Below are 17,184 nucleotides of genomic sequence, written 5' to 3'. Positions count from 1 at the left end.
ACAAAAGTGGAAAATATACAATGGTGGATAACTAAAGAGATAACTTAACAATGAAGTAGTATTTCACTGCTATATAAATCAGCATTCTAGAGTTCCAGTATATAGGCGCCTTTTTCTGTTACATTAAAACATGGGATGTGGAGAGAATCGCAATCATGTTGCCACAGCCTTGCTTTCCAGTCTGGCACTGAGCCGTCAATCACCACCTGCCCGGGTCGGCCAGTTGCAATTAATTTCGAAATATACAACCGTGGGTTTTTAGAAAGGATCAACAGGTCAACATTTGTTTTTTGTGGAAAGATTGTAGGGTTCTGCCCATCAATTATGAAGATATATTTACCCTGCACCTCCAGATTTTTGGCCTGTACAGGTATTTCCTGGTTCCATGCCACTCTTTGTATTAACCTCGAAGGTTGTAAATGAAAGTTCCTGTTGAAATTATCATAAAGCAATTCTGAATCTCCTATGAAGTTGTATTGCATTCCCTGAATAATATCTATGGCCTGCAACTTTGGCACATTATAAACTATGATTCTTTTTTGTTGACCAGCCTGTATAAACGAAATGGATCTCAACCCCATAAATAGCAGTGAACTAAACACAGCCAGGTACAATAAATGTCTTTTTCTGTTAAGAAGCCAGTAACTAGCGCTAAGTATCAATATCACCAGCAGGGTTGCCTGTAATGGAGTGATCGATAAACCTTTCCATAATGCGAAGGGCATATCATTCCATTGTTCAATATAGCTGTTCATCCAATAGATAAGCCAGTGCAATAACTTTCCCGTGGCTTGTGCTAATGGCGTAATAAAAAAGAAAGCACATAAAAATATTTCACCAAAAAGTATAACACTTGATAGGGGCACTGCCACTATATTGGTAATTAGGAAAAGTAAAGGCAATTGGTGAAAATGATATATGCTGACAGGTAAAGTAAGTAGCTGCGCAGCTAAAGTAATAGCCACCAGCTTCCAGAAAAAATCAATGCCTTTATTGGTAAAATAGAACCAGTTATATATAGGTTTGTAAAAAGCACTGATGCTAATAACTGCCGCGTAGGAAAGTTGGAAGCCTGCATCCCATAACCAGAAAGGATCATAACAAAGCAAGACAAAAGCAGACAGGGCAAGGTTGTTATATACTTTGCTTTGCCGTGAAATAATTTCTCCCAGAGCAAGAAATGAAAACATAACCGCCGAGCGCATTACGGAAGGCTGGGCACCTGAAAGAATGCTAAATAGCCATAAGGATGAAAGTATGATGATAAGTCGTAACCATTTAGACCATTTATTTTTTGCAAGAGGCTGGGTAAGCAGTAATAATAACCAGTAGATCAATCCAAGGTGAAGTCCCGAAATGGCAATGATATGAACTACACCAGTATTGGTATAGGATTGCACCAGGCTTTTGTCCAAATCATTCTTATAGCCAATCAATAGGGCAGATGCCAGGCCTTGTTCTTTTTCACCGTCAATGTATTTTTTGATGGTACGAATGACCCATTCCCTGCTATCAAAAATAAATGTCTCAAAAGCTGTTTGGGATTGGTTTAACAATACAAAATCATTTGCTGTCAAATACGCCTGGTGGGTAATGCCCTGGAATAAACAATACTGTTTGTAATCAAAACTGCCCGGGTTGCCTGTGTTTTTTATTTCCTGTAGTTTGTTTTTGATCAGGATCTGTGATCCGAAGCTGAGTGTTTTGAATGCCTGATCTTTTTGAAAATACAAAATCACTTTACCCTGGCTAGCTTCCATTTTTTCCTTGTCCTTTATAGCTTGTATGGTGCCTAAAGCCTTAAAAGAGTTGGGCTTTACCTGTAAAGGCTCTTCAAGTTTAACCAAAATATACCCGGCATGGCTGGCATGGCCAAACCAATCCCCGGAATGCCTGATATCTTTTACAAACACCAGCAAGCATCCAAAAATGATGCAGAGCAGGTTTATACTTATTCCATTAAGTGTTTGAAACCTGAATTTATTTTTTAAGGTTAGAATGGAAAATATACTTACTGCCAGGATGCAAACTACAATTCCAAATTGCAACCAGGAGGCCCTGAACTGTGCATGCCATTGAATCATAATACCAACGGCCAGGGGAATAAGTAGCCGCACAAATGGCGCTTCTTTCCAGGCTGGTATTCTTGGAGGCATTCTGAAAGATAAAATGCCTGTTGTTATTTTTCAACCCTTTTTCTCGTGGTTGTCAATAAATATATCATTGAGACTATGGCAGCTGCCGCGGTAACCATGAATGTCGATTTGCTTCCAAAACCTGTCCACAATGCTCCTGCAATGACGCTTGCCAGTAATGTGCAAAGGCTTTCGCAGGATGTGTAAAACCCTACTGCGGTGCCCGTGTTGGCATTATGGGCTGTATTAGTGATCCATGCTTTAGCTATGCCTTCTGTGGCTGCCGCATAAAAACCATAAAGGACAAAGGCTCCTCCAATGACCCAGACCGAATGGGTGGTTCCGAAAAGATAGTAGACAAGCGCAAAAACAGAAAGGCCCGAGACCAATACCTGCCTGATGCCAATTCTGTCGGCAAGCATACCCAGAGGGAAGGAGGCCAATGCATACACCAGGTTATATAATATATATGCGCCAATAGTCAGTTGATCGCTACCGGTTACTTCCCTGGTTTTTAAAAGCAAAAAAATATCAGAACTGTTAAAAAGCGCAAGAAACAATAAACCTATGACCACTCTCTTAAATTCAGGTGTTGCGATTTTCCAGTATTTGAAAAAAGAAAAGAAATTTCCTTTTCCCAGCGTAGATGATTGTTGGGGTGATTCTTTTATTAGAAATACCAGCAAAACAGAAACAAGTCCCGGAATGAAGGCAATGAGGAAAATATAGGTGTAATTATGCGGGTAAAAGAACAGGAGTGCCAGGGCAATGATGGGGCCTATAGCCGCTCCCAGGGTATCCATGCCCCGGTGAAAGCCAAAAACCCGGGCCTTGGTTTCAGGCGTGGCATTTTGTGACAACAAGGCATCCCTGGCAGCGGTTCGTAATCCTTTTCCCAGCCTGTCCACCGTTCTTGCCAGGAAGATCCAGAAGGGAAATGTAAAGGCAGCCATCATAGGTTTGGATATGGCACTCAGAAAATATCCTCCTTTAATAAAGGGTATGCGCAATCCTTTTTGATCACTTAATTTCCCAAAATATCCTTTACTGATACCGGCGGTAAAATTGGCTACACCTTCCAGGATGCCTATTAATAACACCGAAAATCCGATCTCTTTCAGGTAAACAGGTATCACCGGGTACAGCATTTCGCTGGCTATGTCTGCAAACAGGCTTACCAGCGATAGGATCAAAACCGTCCTGTTGATCACTTTCATTCTCCAAATGTAGGGGCTTGAAGACCAAAAAAGGTAATGCGGGGACCTGGTCTAATGCACGTAATCGTTTTCTACATCAATACCATATACAATTGCAAACAGCATGGATGGATCCTTCTATCCTTCCTTATAGCTTCGCCCTATCTACTCCCAGTCTAAGGTATGGATACTCCGTGCTCGCACGGAGTATCCATACCGTTCCTATGCCTTTGATAGGAAGTAGCCAGGGAGTAGACGGGAAGAAAGTATAATTTATTAAGCCTACTCGTAGGAAGATATCTTCAATTTTACCAACTGACTTTAGCCCGGTTTATGGTCCTGTAAATATGTTGACTGGTTGAACAATTAATCCTTTGAAGAAACGTTGCGATGATTTTTGCTCGTAATTAATTGATATTCTTCAAAAAAATGTGCTGCCAGTGCTGCTTTTAACTTTGACATTTCAATTTATTTCTTACAACTTTGCACACAACCTTCAAAACATTAAATCCAATACAGAAGCATGGGACTTTTTAATTGGTTCACGCAAGAAATAGCAATAGACCTAGGAACAGCCAATACCCTGATTATTCATAATGATGAAGTGGTGGTAAACGAGCCTTCCATTGTAGCGCTGAACCGAAATAACCCGAAAGAAGTTTTGGCCGTTGGAAAACGTGCCTTAATGATGCATGAAAAAACCCACGAAAGCATTAAGACCATTCGCCCGCTCAAAGACGGTGTTATCGCCGATTTTAACGCAGCCGAACTGATGCTTCGTGAAATGATCAAATTGGTTTACCCCAAAAAGCCTTTATTTCCCCCCAGCTGGCGCATGATGATCTGCATCCCATCTTCTATTACAGAAGTGGAGAAGCGTGCTGTCAGAGACAGTGCCGAGCAGGCAGGAGCTAAAGAAGTTTACCTGATTCACGAGCCTATGGCTGCTGCCCTGGGTATCGGAATTGACGTGGAGGAACCTGTTGGTAACATGATCATTGATATAGGTGGGGGTACAACCGGTATTACCGTTATTGCCCTGGCTGGTATTGTTTGCGATCAATCCATTCGTATTGCCGGTGATGAATTTACCGCGGATATAATGGAGGCTTTGCGTAGGTACCATAGCTTATTGATCGGTGAAAGAACTGCTGAACAGATCAAAATTCAGATAGGCGCAGCCATGAAAGACCTGGATAATCCGCCGGATGATATCCCTGTAAACGGTCGTGACCTGGTAACAGGTATTCCCAAACAGATCATGGTAAGCTACCAGGAAATAGCCGAAGCACTTGATAAAAGCATCTTTAAAATAGAAGAAGCGGTACTGAAAGCCCTGGAACAAACTCCTCCTGAACTGGCCGCTGATATTTATCGCCGCGGCTTATACATTACTGGGGGTGGCGCGCTGCTGAAAGGCCTGGATAAACGCCTGAGCCAGAAGATCAAACTACCAGTGCATGTAGCCGATGATCCATTGAAAAGTGTTGTTCGCGGAACTGGGTTAGCTTTAAAGAACTATGATCGTTATCCCTTTGTCATGAGATAATTTATGAAGCTCTGAGACATAGTTTTTCATGGCCTTTGCCGTGAGTATGTCTTATAAAATCCTGAATTCTATAGCCAGTGCGCAATATTTTTCTATTTATCCGGAGGTATTTTACCTTTTTAGCCTTCCTGGTGCTGCAAATCTTTTCACTTTGGATGTTGTTTAATTATAACCGCTTTCATCGTACGGTAGGATTGGGGATGGCTAACCAGTTCACTGGTGTAGTAAATACCCAGGTGGATAGGCTAGATGATTATTTTCACCAGGGTGAGGAAAATAAAAGGGTGCACCGGATGAATGACTCCCTTCTCAATTTATTACATAATAATTTCACTATTCCCGATACAGGAAAAAGAGCCATTGCGGATACCATCCTGGTTGATTCCACTAAAAGGGTCCGCAGGTATTATTGGCTGGATGCAAAAGTGGTGTACAATACCATCAATTTCGATCGCAATTACCTGCAGTTGGACCGTGGATCAAAGTATGGGATCAAGGATAACATGGCCGTACTAAGTTCCGATGGCTCCGTGGTAGGTGTGGTGGTTAATGAGAGCCCTAATTTCAGCCAGGTAATGAGCTTGCTGCATGTGCAAAGTTCCGTAAGCGCTTCGCTGAAAAATACAGGCGAATCTGGCAGGATCAAATGGGATGGAAAAGACCCCAAAGCTGTTTACCTGGAGGGCATACCCAAAAATATTGCAGTGAAACTGGGTGATACTGTCGTCACCAGTAAATATTCTTACAATTTCCCTCCTGATAAATTAATAGGCACAATTAGCGGTATCGGAAATGATCCTGCCACCGGTTTTTACCTCTTAAAGGTTCGGCCAGCAGTCAACTTCAATAATGTGCAACAGGTTTTCGTGGTAGATAATTTACAGAGGGAAGAGCAGTTGCAACTGGAAAAGGAAACAGAAAAAAAGATAGAACAGCAAAAAAGAACTACTAAGTGAGTGATCTGGTAAAAAATATATTCAGGCTAATTGTATTCGTGCTGGTACAGGTTTATGTATTAAATAAAATACCTCACCTCCATCGGTTTATAGTCCCTTACCTGTATTTCCTTTTCATTATCTGGCTGCCTTTCAGTATTTCCAGGCCAGGATTGTTACTTACTGGTTTTGCAGCAGGCCTGTTGCTGGATTATTTTACCAATACACCCGGTCTCCACGCTGCTGCCTGCGTGCTGATTGCCTATATCAGGCCATTCATAATTACTTTATTGATACCAAAGGATACGGCAGAATTCAATTACCGCGAACCAACGCCCCGGGCCATGGGATGGGCACCGTATGGAGTGTATATATTGGTGATGGCCTTATGCCATAATACCTATTTGTTATTACTGGAATTCCTGCATTTTGGTAATTTTCTTGATTTTCTGTTGAAGATCCTGACCACTACTGCCATAAGTTTATTATTGATCTTTACTACAGAACTATTGTTTCCGCGCAGGGTAAAATTCAGAACCAATACCGCCTGATATCAACCCGGAAAGTTTCGTTATTATTCAATAACACTATCCATACAGACTGTGATTTATGGTTATTTCTCACTATATCATTCACAATTAAATAAAAATACAAGCTTCATAGGCTGAAGCTGCCAGCTATAAATGGTAATATAGCTGCCTTTTGTTTATTTCGCCAGCTTTCACTGTTAAGGGGTATTTTGCAGGACGTTATTTTAATTTTACAAAAAAATAAGACAAGTTCTTGTCTTCTTGTTTTTGCATATCCCCAAACCTTTACCAAATTTGCATAGCAGTCTTACGAAACTATTTTTTGACTTCGGTATAATCAATGCCTGTGTTTAACCAATCTAGGAGTTATATCATCCGCCTTATTTTCATTGTTGCCTTCCTGGTGATGCTAGGCCAGCTATTCAACCTTCAAATTGTTTCCAGTAAATATCAAAAGCTGGCAGCAGATAATGCTATTTTTAAAAAGACAGTTTACCCATCGAGGGGGATCGTATTTGACAGGAAGAAAAAGGCCATCGTTAACAATGTGCTGATGTATGATCTTATGGTGACGCCTTCAGAGGTGAAAAATGTGGATACTGCTTACCTCTGCCAGTTGCTGGAAATAGACACGGCTGAATTTAAGAACAGGATCATTGAAGCAATTGTCAAGAACGGACGTTACCGTCCTTCCTCATTTGAAGGATTGCTGACGCAGGAAAAATATGCGCGTTTGCAGGAAAACATGTGGCGTTTTGAAGATAAAGGTTTCTACCTGCAGGACAGGCTGGTGCGAACGTTTCCTTTCAATGCCGGGGCACACTTTATGGGCTACACTGGTGAAGTAGATTCTGGTATCATCGCCCGGTCTGAAGGATTTTACCTTCCAGGTGATTACGTGGGACGAACAGGTCTCGAAGCATATTATGAAAAAGTGCTGATGGGACAGAGAGGTTTACAATATTTGATCAAGGACCACCGGAACCGGCTGGTCGGATCTTATGATAATGGATCACTTGACCAAAAAGCGGTTTCGGGAAGGGGATTGAATACCTATGTGGACATCGAGGTGCAACAACTGGCAGAGAAATTACTTACCAATAAAATTGGGGCCATTATAGCTATTGAGCCAAAAACCGGAGGCATCATTGCCATGGCCTCAGGACCTACTTTCAACCCTAATGATCTTACAGGTGCCAATTTTAAAAAGACCTACGGAAAGTTCGTACTGGATGTTTCCCGTCCTTTATTAAACAGGGCAATCAAGGGACAATATCCGCCAGGGTCCACGTACAAACCCATTGGTGCACTTATAGGCCTTGATGAAGGAGTTATCAACCAAAACTCCGGTATAGGTTGCACAGGTGCCTATTACGGTTGTGCAAGGCCAGTGCGCTGCACGGAAAAATGGGCCGGTCATTCAGGAAACCTGCGACAGTCCATTGCCCATTCGTGTAATTCATTCTTCTCCATGACCTATCGCCTAACAGTGGATAATCCGAAGATCGGTAATGTGAAAAAAGGATATGCCAAGTGGAAGGAATATATGAACGCATTTGGTTATGGTAATCCCCTTGGCGTTGACCTTCCCAGCGAAGACAGGGGAAATATCCCGGATACTTCAAGATATAATAAGGTGTACAGGGGATCCTGGAATTCCTGTACCAATGTTACATTGGGAATAGGACAGGATATGATGCTGGCTACACCTGTACAGATTGCCAATGCCATGTGCATCATTGCCAACAAGGGTTATTTTTATACCCCTCATTTTGTAAAGAATATTGAAAGTGAAACAAAAGAGGATAGTATTTTAAACCGCTTCAGGGATAAACACCAGATACCTGTACATATATCCAACAGCGATTACGAGGATGTAATTGATGGTATGGAGGATGTAACTATTGTAGGTACTGCGGCAGGTATACCAAAGATCCCGGGTATAAATATTTGTGCTAAAACAGGAACGGCTGAAAATAAGATTGTCCTTGATGGAAGGGCCTTGCAGCTAAAAGATCACTCCCTGTTTGCCTGCTTTGCGCCTCGCGAAGATCCAAAGATCGCTATTGCTGTTATCGTTGAAAATGGAGGATTTGGATCTACCTGGGCTGGCCCAATGGCTTACCTGATGATTGAAAAATATTTAACTGATTCTCTTCGTGCAGACAGGGCGAAAGAGGTGGATAGAATAGCAGCAGCCAATCTTATGCCGGGGTATCTGCCACGGTTACAATATAAAGAGGATTCAGTGAGAGCCTATTTTTACTTTAACCTCACCCAGGATAGTAATTATATCAAAAAATATTTACGCAAAGGCTATACTCCTGCACCTATAAAAAAAGAGCAGGATACACCAAAGACCAAAATAGTGTATCGCAAACCTGAACTTTTTGAACCCGAAAAAGGCTTTATAATCAAAAAGAAAAATTCAACTGTATAATGAATCGCAATGATACGGGTATATCGAAAGGGATAGATGTGAGCCTTATATGGTTGTACCTATTGCTGGTAATAGTGGGGATCATGGCCATTTTTGCAGTGACCTATAAAGAAGGAGATGCCGTAATGGCCAGCTTCTTTTCTTTCAAGACGGATTACAGCAAGCAGATGTATTACTTTTTCATCGCTTTTGTACTGGGCATATTTATATTACTGACGGATAGTAAATTCTTCACTGCTACGGCCAACATATGGTATGCCCTGGGCATTGTGTTATTGCTGCTTGTATTTCCTTTTCACTCAAGAGTAAAGGGAACTGAATCCATCATTCGCTTTGGAGGTTTCCAGTTCCAGCCAGCTGAATTCTGTAAAGTATGTGTATGCCTGGCCCTTGCCAAATATCTTTCACTTCCCAATCTTGATTTTAGCAAGACAAGATCACAACTTATTGCTGCAGGGATTGTTTTATTGCCCTCCATGCTGACCATATTGCAAAGTGAAACCGGCTTGGCGCTGGTATATTTTTCTTTTTTTATTGTCATGTACCGCGAAGGTTTACCTGCCACTGTGCTTGTTGTTGGATTTTCTTTGGCTGCCCTTGTAGTAGCAACTCTTCTTGTAGATAAGAATATCCTGGCAGTAGCGCTGACCGTTGTAGCTGCATTGGTAGGCTATGTTATTTACAGGCAATCGAGAAGAAAAAGAGGCATACTCACCAAGGTGGTCTTTATATGGATCATCTGTGTAGGCATTCAACGATTTGGAGTCCCCTTTGTATTCCAACGGGTGATGCAGCCTTACCAGGTGGAACGTATATTCAGCACCATTGGCCGGGATATTCCGGAAGAATACAAAAAGCCAGGAAGTAAGCAGGAACTTCAAAAGCCAGGCAAGAAAGATGTTGACTATAATGTGAAACAATCAAAGATTGCGATAGGCTCCGGAGGTTTCACCGGTAAAGGTTTACTTAAAGGAACACAGACACGATATGATTTTGTACCGGAACAGCGTACGGATTTTATATTTTGCACCATTGGCGAAGGTTTTGGCTTTATAGGCACCACGGTGTTGTTAGGTATCTATATGTTACTGCTTTTTAGAATAGTAGCTGTAGCGGAAAGGCAAAGAAGTGTTTTTAGCCGTTGTTATGCATATGGTGTGGCGGCTGTGCTTTTTTTCCATGTGACGATAAATATTTGTATGACCATTGGGCTGGCCCCGGTAATTGGTATACCCCTTCCCTTTATCAGTTATGGTGGTACCGCTTTATTGACATTCACCATACTATTATTTATCCTTATCAGGCTCGATGCTGACAGGCAAATGGTGTTGAGGTAATGGTAGTTTTAATGTAATTATTCTGATGAAAGTTATTCCACTCTCCGAAGGTTCTTTTACTATTGATAAAACGAAACTCTTTGTTCCATTTGAAGAAGGTGAACATATCCTGAATGAACGTCCAATTGGGAGTTTGCTGGTGGAGATACAGCCATTTGTAGTCATCACTACAAAAGATATTTTGCTACTGGACACCGGCCTTGGGTTTAATGACAGCACACATGGCAAAATGCAGCTTCATGCCAATCTTGAAAAGGAAGGTATTAAACCAGGACAGGTAACCAAAGTGTTGATGTCGCATTTGCATAAAGACCATGCAGGAGGTATCAGCATGGAAAATGATCATTCAAGGCTTAGCCTTCCCAATGCTACTTATTATGTGAAAAGAAGAGAATGGGAGTTTGCTATGGAGAAAGGTTCCCCCTCATTTATTCCTGAAGAGATAGAAGTATTGGGTAAATCCGGGCAGGTGCAGTTCCTTGACAATGATGAAGGTTTAATAGATGATTATATCAGTTACCGTCATACTGGTGCACACTCACCATTTCACCAGGTATTTTGGATACGTGATGACAATCAAACCATATTCTTTGGAGGTGACGACGCACCTCAGTTACAACAAATGAAAGTGCGGTATAAAACCAAATATGATTACCACCCCGAGCAGGCCATGAATCTCAGGAGAGAATGGTGGGAGCAGGGTAACAAGGAAGGATGGACCTTCCTTTTTTATCATGATATTAAAGCCCCTGTATTTACACGTCCCTTAACTGACCCCAGGTTATAAAGCTTTTCCTTGTAAATTATTATTCAACAGCAAAGCCAAGCTTTCGTTCTATTGCTTTTGGAAGTTGGGGCAACCTTCTTCTTTCTATCAGGAAGGAGTTTAACTGTGCGATCTCCTTGAATATGTAATGTTTGTCTGCAGCTGCTTTAAGGTAGTCCTTGCCAGAACTTCCTCCTGTGCCGATTCGGGTACCAATCATACGGTGCACCATATTCATGTGGCGGTGACGCCAGGTGCTCAATTGTTCGTCTATTTCAAGCAAATTATTAAGTAACTGGAAAGGCAATTGTAATAACGGGTATCCGCGGTACAACATAATAAATAACGCCGCCCTGTTGGCTTTCCCGGACAATGTGTAATGTGATTCTCTTTGCGTAAAAAATACTTCATCAAAAGCTTCCAGGTTATTCTTCTCTGCTTCAGCCAGGCTATTCCTGTAGCTTTCTTTGTATTTTTCCCAGAAAGGATGCTCAGTACTTGTGCTAGCATATTCTTTCCATAATTCGGTATCATCAAAGAAGGGCATGCGCTCCAGCCAATCATTCACCAGTTGAAGGAAAGATTGATCCGTTTCAGCTTTCTTAATCAGTTCTACATGTTCGGCGCGCAATTGGGCAGTGTAATATTCCTTACCATGCCTGTATTCAAACTTCAGTCCCAGTTTGGCCTCCAGCAGTTTGAACTGCCAGCTTTGAAAGCCGGAAGCAGGGCGCAGCATATCCCTGAAATCAAGGAAGTCCATGGGCGTCATGGTTTCAAGAATATCTATCTGGTGAATCAGTACCCGGAGAATCACAACCATCCTGTTCAGGCGGTGCACCACTGTTTGCAGTTCTGGTGAGTTGTCATTTAATGATGGTTTGCGCATAATCTCCACTACTGAATCTGCTTCATGGTGCAATTGCTTGAACCATAGTTCATATGCCTGGTGAATGATAATAAAGAGCATTTCATCATGTGCAGCAACATTATGGCGTGCACTTTCAGGTTCCTGTGCATTCAGGATCTTATCCAGCTGAAGATAATCGTGGTAATGAACATCAGTCATATAGCAAGTTTGTGCGGGTTAATTATTACGGATAAAATAAACCAGTTGATGTGGAGCTTAACTTTCACTATTCGTCCTGGTAGCTTTCTGATGTGGTATCAAGAAATTCAAAGCCTATATCGCGCCTGTAGTATTTATCAGTAAATTCAATGGCCTCAACCAATTCTCTTGATTTATTGATCGCATCTTCTAATTGTTCTGCCAATGCTGTAGCACATAGAACCCTGCCACCATTGGTAACGATTGTTCCATCAACATCATTGGTGCCTGAATGAAATAAAATGGTATCGCTGATCACCGTATCCAGCCCTTCTATTTTCAGTCCTTTTTGATAATCTTCCGGGTAGCCACCACTAACGGCTACAATGGTTGTGGCAAATCTTTCATCCTGTTGAAGAATTACGTTCTGCAATTGACTGTGTGCCGCCGCCGTCAGCAATTCTACCAGGTCATTTTTGATCCTTGGTATGACCACCTCTGTTTCAGGATCGCCCATTCGGCAATTGTATTCTATAACAAAGGGATCGTCGCCAACTTTCATCAATCCAATAAAAACAAAACCTTTATAGTCCAAACCATCTTTGTACAGGCCGTTTATGGTGGGTTGAACTACTCTTTCGATCACCTTTTTCATAAAGGGTTCATCTGCAAACGGGACAGGGCTAATGGCGCCCATGCCTCCTGTGTTCAATCCGGTATCACCTTCCCCTATGCGCTTATAATCCTTTGCTTCCGGTAATAAAATATATTCTTTTCCATCTGTCAGTACAAAAACTGACAGTTCGATCCCTTTTAAAAATTCTTCAACCACTACGCGTTTTCCCGCTTCACCAAATTTTGAACGCTGGATCATTAATTCAAATTCAGACACAGCTTCCACATGGTTTTGACAGATGATCACTCCTTTGCCCGCAGCGAGGCCATCTGCCTTGAGCACAATCGGTAATGGATGTTGTTTGAGATAATCAATGCCTTCTTCGAAGTTTTCTGCAGTGAATTCTTTATAGGCAGCCGTTGGAATGCCATGACTTTCCATGAATGCCTTTGCATATGCCTTGCTTCCTTCCAGTTGGGCCGCCTCTTTTGAAGGCCCGATGATCAATAGGTTCAGCCCTGATTCTTCCACCAGGTAATCAACAATACCCTTTACCAATGGCTCTTCCGGACCTACGATGACCATATCAATATAGTGCTCGGTGCAACAAGCTTTAATGGCTTCAAAGTCGGTAGCCGAAAATGGTAAATTGATCCCGCATTGGGCAGTTCCTGCATTGCCTGGAGCAATGAACAATGTGGAGCATAAACTGCTTTGCTTCAGTTTCCAGGCCAGTGCATGTTCTCTTCCACCAGAGCCAAGTAGTAAGATATTCATGATGGGTGCGAATATCGGTACAATTGTTAAACGGGAAACCAATTATGTTTGCGTTATAGATTTTGTTTATTTTGAGCCTCGTATAATCAAACCCTCGTTTTTTTTATTAATAATTAATCTATGCCAGAGATCAAAGCGTCTGATGAAATTAGGGTCGAGCCATCGACTTCGACAAAGGGGCATCCCAAAGGACTATATGTGTTATTTGCCACTGAAATGTGGGAACGGTTTAACTACTACGGGATGCGGGCCATCCTTGTCCTGTTCATGACTAAAGCCTTGTTATTCAGCGATGCATTTGCTTCCAACCTGTATGGTAGCTATACAGGACTTGTTTACCTAACCCCACTGATCGGTGGATATATTGCTGATCGCTATTGGGGAAATAAGCGTTCCATTATCGTTGGGGGTCTATTGATGGCAATTGGTGAATTCCTTTTGTTCTTTTGTGGTTCCGTATATGCCAGTTCACCTTCCTTGTCAACGATTCTCTTCTTCTCAGGCCTTGGCTTTATGATCGCTGGTAATGGATTCTTTAAACCTAATATTTCTTCCCTCGTTGGCCAGTTGTATCCAAAAGGCGATAGAAGGATAGACGCAGCCTACACCATATTTTATATGGGTATCAATGTAGGTGGAGCGTTAGGTCCTTTTATTTGCGGGATATTCGGAGATACAGGTAACCCTGCTGATTTTAAATGGGCTTTCCTCATAGCAGGTATTGGTATGCTGATAAGCGTTTTAGTTCAAAAGCTATATCAGGATAAATATGTGCGTTCTCCCAATGGCGAACCTTTGGGTGATACGCCTGCTACTACCTCAAAGCAATGGTTAAATCCCCTGTTTATGATCATTGGCCTTATGGTTTTCGCAGGTGTGGCTATTGGTGTATTATATGTCGATTCCAATGTATTTAGCTTTCTATCTTACCTGTTGTTAGGCGCCGTACTGTTTATTGCTTTCATCCTTTTCTCTGACAAATCTTTGAAGAGGGAGGAAAAGCAGCGCATTGGCGTCATCTTTATCGTGGCCTTCTTCGTGATATTTTTCTGGTCGGCCTTTGAACAAGCTGGGGCATCACTTACTTTCTTTGCTGACAGGCAAACACAAAGAGACCTTGGATGGGCTGTTGTTCCAGCTAGTTTGTTCCAGTCCCTCAACTCCATCTTTGTGATCATATTTGCTCCAGTCTTCGCCTGGCTATGGTTGAAGATGGGAAAAAGAGAGCCTTCTGCCCCAACTAAGATGGCATTGGGTCTCTTCCTGCTGGCACTGGGATATTTATGGATAGCGTTTGGTGTAAAGGATGTGGCGCCCGGCGTTAAGGTTAGCATGATCTGGTTGACAGGGATGTATGCCTTACATACATGGGGAGAGTTAAGCTTGTCGCCTATTGGTCTTTCATTGGTGAACAAACTTGCTCCTTTGAAGTTTGCTTCCCTTTTGATGGCTGTATGGTTCCTGGCTAACGCAGCGGCTAATAAACTGGCTGGAGTGTTAAGTGCATTGTATCCTTCTGAAGGAAAAACAACTTCTTTCCTTGGTTACCAAATGAACAACATGTATGACTTCTTTATGCTATTTGTGTTCATGGCTGGTATTGCCTCCATCATTCTATTTATTCTTTCAAAGCAATTAAAGAAAATGATGCACGCCGAGATATGATTTTCGTAACTTTTTGTATAAAGGTGATACCGACAGGTATCACCTTTTTTATTTTATGCCTACATTTATCCATAAACCAAAACAATCGCTATGGCTGAATCGCAAAAGAAGTTTCGACCATTTGTTCCACCTGAAGCAAGAATGGCTGAATTCACCGTTAAGTCAATACTAACTGGTGCTGCATTTGGGATCATCTTCGGAGCTGCCACCGTTTACCTCGCATTAAAAGCCGGTCTCACCGTTTCAGCCTCCATACCGATTGCGGTTATTGCGATCACGCTGGGGCGGAAGTTTTTAAAGACAACCATCCTTGAGAACAACATCATTCAAACCACTGGTTCTGCTGGGGAAAGCATCGCTGCTGGTGTGGTGTTTACCTTACCCGGATTTTTATTCCTCAGTGAATCTTCCAGTGCCAACTATTTCAATTATTTCACCATCCTGATCCTGGCCATCTTTGGTGGCATGCTCGGTACCCTCATGATGATTCCATTAAGGAGGTCATTGATCGTTGAGGAACATGGTGTGCTTCCCTATCCGGAAGGTACTGCCTGCGCTTCTGTATTAAAAGCAGGAGAAAAGGGTGGCGATTTTGCCAAGACAGCATTCATGGGTTTAGGTTTTGCAGCCGCCTATGCGGCCCTTCAAAAAATATTTCATGTCATTGCAGAAGTGCCCAGGTTTGCCACCACCCAGGCACAGAAGTTCTTTCCCTCGGCCAGGTTAAGCGGGGAGATTACTCCTGAATACCTGGGTGTAGGATATATTATAGGTCCCCGCATCGCAGGGGTGTTGGTGGCCGGTGGTGTATTGAGCTGGTTTGCTTTTATACCCTTGTTATCATCCCTGGTTCCCGCCGATGTAGTAGCTGCACAATTACATAAACTCGGTTACCTCACTGATCTATCCAAGCCTGGTGGTACAGGGGGATGGGATCCGGTTACGCATAATTTCGCTGACTGGTCCGATGCTATTTACAGGGCCTATGTAAGACAGATAGGTGCAGGCGCTGTAGCTGCCGGAGGTTTTATCACATTGATAAAAACCATCCCTACTATCATTTCATCTTTTAAAGGAAGTATTGGCTCCCTGAAAAAAACAGGTGTAGAAGGCGCGGTGAAACAAGATGTACCCCGTACGGAAAGAGACCTTTCCATCAAGGTAGTAGGCATTGGAAGTATCATTTTAATTCTTTGTGTGGCTTTGATGCCATCCACATTGATACCCGGTCAGAATATCGGTAGCAAACTTTTATTAGGGATCCTGGTGATCATTTTTGGCGCCTTCTTCGTAACTGTTTCCTCCCGTATCGTTGGATTGATCGGATCATCCAATAATCCTATTTCAGGGATGACGATTGCAACTTTAATGGGTACCTGCCTGATATTTATTGCAGTAAAATGGACTGGCTATTTTTACGAACCCATGGCCCTGATAGTTGGAGGTATGATCTGCATAGCCGCCGCCAATGCGGGAGCAACCTCGCAGGATTTGAAAACAGGGTATATAGTGGGTGCCACTCCAAGAAACCAGCAGATCGCTCTTTTTATTGGAGCTATAGTATCATCAATAGCTATCGGGGCTACAGTGAAAATTCTTGATACGCCTACAGTTGAAATGGCTGCGCAGGGCATCAAACATGCTATTGGCACAGACCGTTACCCTGCACCACAGGGCACCTTAATGGCAACTTTAATCAAAGGGATATTATCGTTTAACCTTGACTGGCAGTTTGTGCTGGTAGGGGTGTTCATCGCTGTTACACTTGAATTATGTGGTATCAAATCGCTGTCCTTTGCAGTTGGTACATACCTGCCTTTGTCAACTACACTTCCTATATTCATTGGAGGTGCCATCAGGGGTATAGTAGAAATGAGGGAAAAGAGAAAAGGTATTACAGTTGCTCCTGAAGAAGAAGACCTTGGCAGAGGAAACCTATTTGCCACGGGATTGGTAGCAGGAGGAGCGCTTGCCGGGGTTATTGTGGCCTTCCTTTCGGCATTTGAAAGCTCCAATGCGGGTTTGCAAAAGGTAAATGCGGAACATGGTTTGACAGCTATGATAGGTGAGCAGGGTTATAAATGGCTTGGCGTAGCTTTCTTTGGCTTTATGGCATTTACATTATACAGGATTGCCATCGGCAAAAGGAAAACTGAGGTATAAATATTATTTCTCTAACTGATCATAAAA

The 17,184-nt window shown here is 42.5% G+C and carries 13 protein-coding genes; 9 read left to right on the top strand and 4 right to left on the bottom strand.

Annotated elements, in window-relative coordinates; all coding sequences use genetic code 11:
• Window positions 1–86 precede the first annotated feature (86 nt).
• Together BP74_RS08195 and BP74_RS08190 are read right to left on the bottom strand one after the other, a co-directional pair.
• Window positions 87–2,156: a ComEC/Rec2 family competence protein gene (locus BP74_RS08195; protein ID WP_496372927.1), complete on the bottom strand. Its 2,070-nt coding sequence runs from the start codon at window positions 2,154–2,156 to the stop codon at window positions 87–89.
• Window positions 2,157–2,179: 23 nt separating this feature from the next.
• Window positions 2,180–3,352, bottom strand: coding sequence for an MFS transporter (locus tag BP74_RS08190; RefSeq protein WP_496372925.1), 1,173 nt, complete (start codon window positions 3,350–3,352; stop codon window positions 2,180–2,182).
• A gap of 17 nt (window positions 3,353–3,369) precedes the next feature.
• Here BP74_RS08190 and BP74_RS08185 point away from each other — a divergent pair, with 17 nt between their 5' ends.
• The 7 genes from BP74_RS08185 (at window position 3,370) to BP74_RS08155 (ending at window position 10,909) form a co-directional block, all read left to right on the top strand.
• Window positions 3,370–3,603 carry a hypothetical protein gene (locus BP74_RS08185; protein WP_496372923.1) on the top strand — a complete coding sequence of 78 codons (234 nt, stop codon included), beginning with the start codon at window positions 3,370–3,372 and terminating at the stop codon, window positions 3,601–3,603.
• Window positions 3,604–3,854: 251 nt separating this feature from the next.
• On the top strand, window positions 3,855–4,880 hold the full coding sequence (locus BP74_RS08180; protein WP_072834082.1) for a rod shape-determining protein: 1,026 nt from the start codon (window positions 3,855–3,857) through the stop codon (window positions 4,878–4,880).
• Window positions 4,881–4,957: 77 nt separating this feature from the next.
• The gene (mreC, locus tag BP74_RS08175; protein WP_496372921.1) at window positions 4,958–5,836 is read left to right on the top strand and encodes a rod shape-determining protein MreC; all 879 of its coding nucleotides are present in this window, start codon (window positions 4,958–4,960) and stop codon (window positions 5,834–5,836) included.
• Window positions 5,833–6,366 (top strand): rod shape-determining protein MreD, encoded by a 534-nt coding sequence (mreD, locus tag BP74_RS08170; protein ID WP_496372919.1) that lies wholly within the window; start codon window positions 5,833–5,835, stop codon window positions 6,364–6,366. The genes mreC and mreD overlap by 4 nt, the downstream gene beginning before the upstream one ends.
• 319 nt (window positions 6,367–6,685) lie before the next feature.
• Window positions 6,686–8,785: a penicillin-binding protein 2 gene (gene mrdA, locus BP74_RS08165; RefSeq protein ID WP_496372917.1), complete on the top strand. Its 2,100-nt coding sequence runs from the start codon at window positions 6,686–6,688 to the stop codon at window positions 8,783–8,785.
• A complete protein-coding gene (gene rodA, locus BP74_RS08160) occupies window positions 8,785–10,122 on the top strand; it encodes a rod shape-determining protein RodA (RefSeq protein ID WP_496372915.1) in 1,338 nt (445 codons plus the stop codon). Before mrdA ends, rodA begins: the two co-directional genes overlap by 1 nt.
• Window positions 10,123–10,147: 25 nt before the next feature.
• Window positions 10,148–10,909, top strand: a complete 762-nt coding sequence (locus BP74_RS08155) for an MBL fold metallo-hydrolase (RefSeq protein WP_496372913.1) — start codon at window positions 10,148–10,150, stop codon at window positions 10,907–10,909.
• Between the two features lie 19 nt (window positions 10,910–10,928).
• Here BP74_RS08155 and BP74_RS08150 read toward each other — a convergent pair whose 3' ends face one another.
• Window positions 10,929–11,957 (bottom strand): tryptophan 2,3-dioxygenase, encoded by a 1,029-nt coding sequence (locus BP74_RS08150; RefSeq protein ID WP_496372911.1) that lies wholly within the window; start codon window positions 11,955–11,957, stop codon window positions 10,929–10,931.
• Between the two features lie 67 nt (window positions 11,958–12,024).
• Window positions 12,025–13,329, bottom strand: coding sequence for a phosphoribosylamine--glycine ligase (gene purD, locus BP74_RS08145; protein ID WP_496372909.1), 1,305 nt, complete (start codon window positions 13,327–13,329; stop codon window positions 12,025–12,027).
• 120 nt (window positions 13,330–13,449) lie between these two features.
• Between purD and BP74_RS08140 the strand changes: the two genes are divergently transcribed.
• Together BP74_RS08140 and BP74_RS08135 are read left to right on the top strand one after the other, a co-directional pair.
• The gene (locus tag BP74_RS08140; protein WP_496372907.1) at window positions 13,450–14,994 is read left to right on the top strand and encodes a peptide MFS transporter; all 1,545 of its coding nucleotides are present in this window, start codon (window positions 13,450–13,452) and stop codon (window positions 14,992–14,994) included.
• Window positions 14,995–15,084: 90 nt separating this feature from the next.
• Window positions 15,085–17,157, top strand: a complete 2,073-nt coding sequence (locus BP74_RS08135; RefSeq protein ID WP_496372905.1) for an OPT family oligopeptide transporter — start codon at window positions 15,085–15,087, stop codon at window positions 17,155–17,157.
• Window positions 17,158–17,184 lie beyond the last annotated feature (27 nt).

The sequence above is a fragment of the Flavisolibacter ginsengiterrae DSM 18136 genome (genome assembly GCF_059568575.1).
The sequence above is the reverse complement of the archived record's forward strand: the minus strand, read 5'-3'. Positions and strand labels throughout refer to the sequence as shown.

Bases quoted from the DNA above. Each gene is read 5' to 3' on its own strand.
- BP74_RS08195 (WP_496372927.1), bottom strand. From the start codon at position 2,156: ATGCCTCCAAGAATACCAGCCTGGAAAGAAGCGCCATTTGTGCGGCTA.
- BP74_RS08190 (WP_496372925.1), bottom strand. From the start codon at position 3,352: ATGAAAGTGATCAACAGGACGGTTTTGATCCTATCGCTGGTAAGCCTG.
- BP74_RS08180 (WP_072834082.1), top strand. From the start codon at position 3,855: ATGGGACTTTTTAATTGGTTCACGCAAGAAATAGCAATAGACCTAGGA.
- mrdA (WP_496372917.1), top strand. From the start codon at position 6,686: ATGCCTGTGTTTAACCAATCTAGGAGTTATATCATCCGCCTTATTTTC.
- rodA (WP_496372915.1), top strand. From the start codon at position 8,785: ATGAATCGCAATGATACGGGTATATCGAAAGGGATAGATGTGAGCCTT.
- BP74_RS08155 (WP_496372913.1), top strand. From the start codon at position 10,148: ATGAAAGTTATTCCACTCTCCGAAGGTTCTTTTACTATTGATAAAACG.
- BP74_RS08150 (WP_496372911.1), bottom strand. From the start codon at position 11,957: ATGACTGATGTTCATTACCACGATTATCTTCAGCTGGATAAGATCCTG.
- purD (WP_496372909.1), bottom strand. From the start codon at position 13,329: ATGAATATCTTACTACTTGGCTCTGGTGGAAGAGAACATGCACTGGCC.
- BP74_RS08140 (WP_496372907.1), top strand. From the start codon at position 13,450: ATGCCAGAGATCAAAGCGTCTGATGAAATTAGGGTCGAGCCATCGACT.
- BP74_RS08135 (WP_496372905.1), top strand. From the start codon at position 15,085: ATGGCTGAATCGCAAAAGAAGTTTCGACCATTTGTTCCACCTGAAGCA.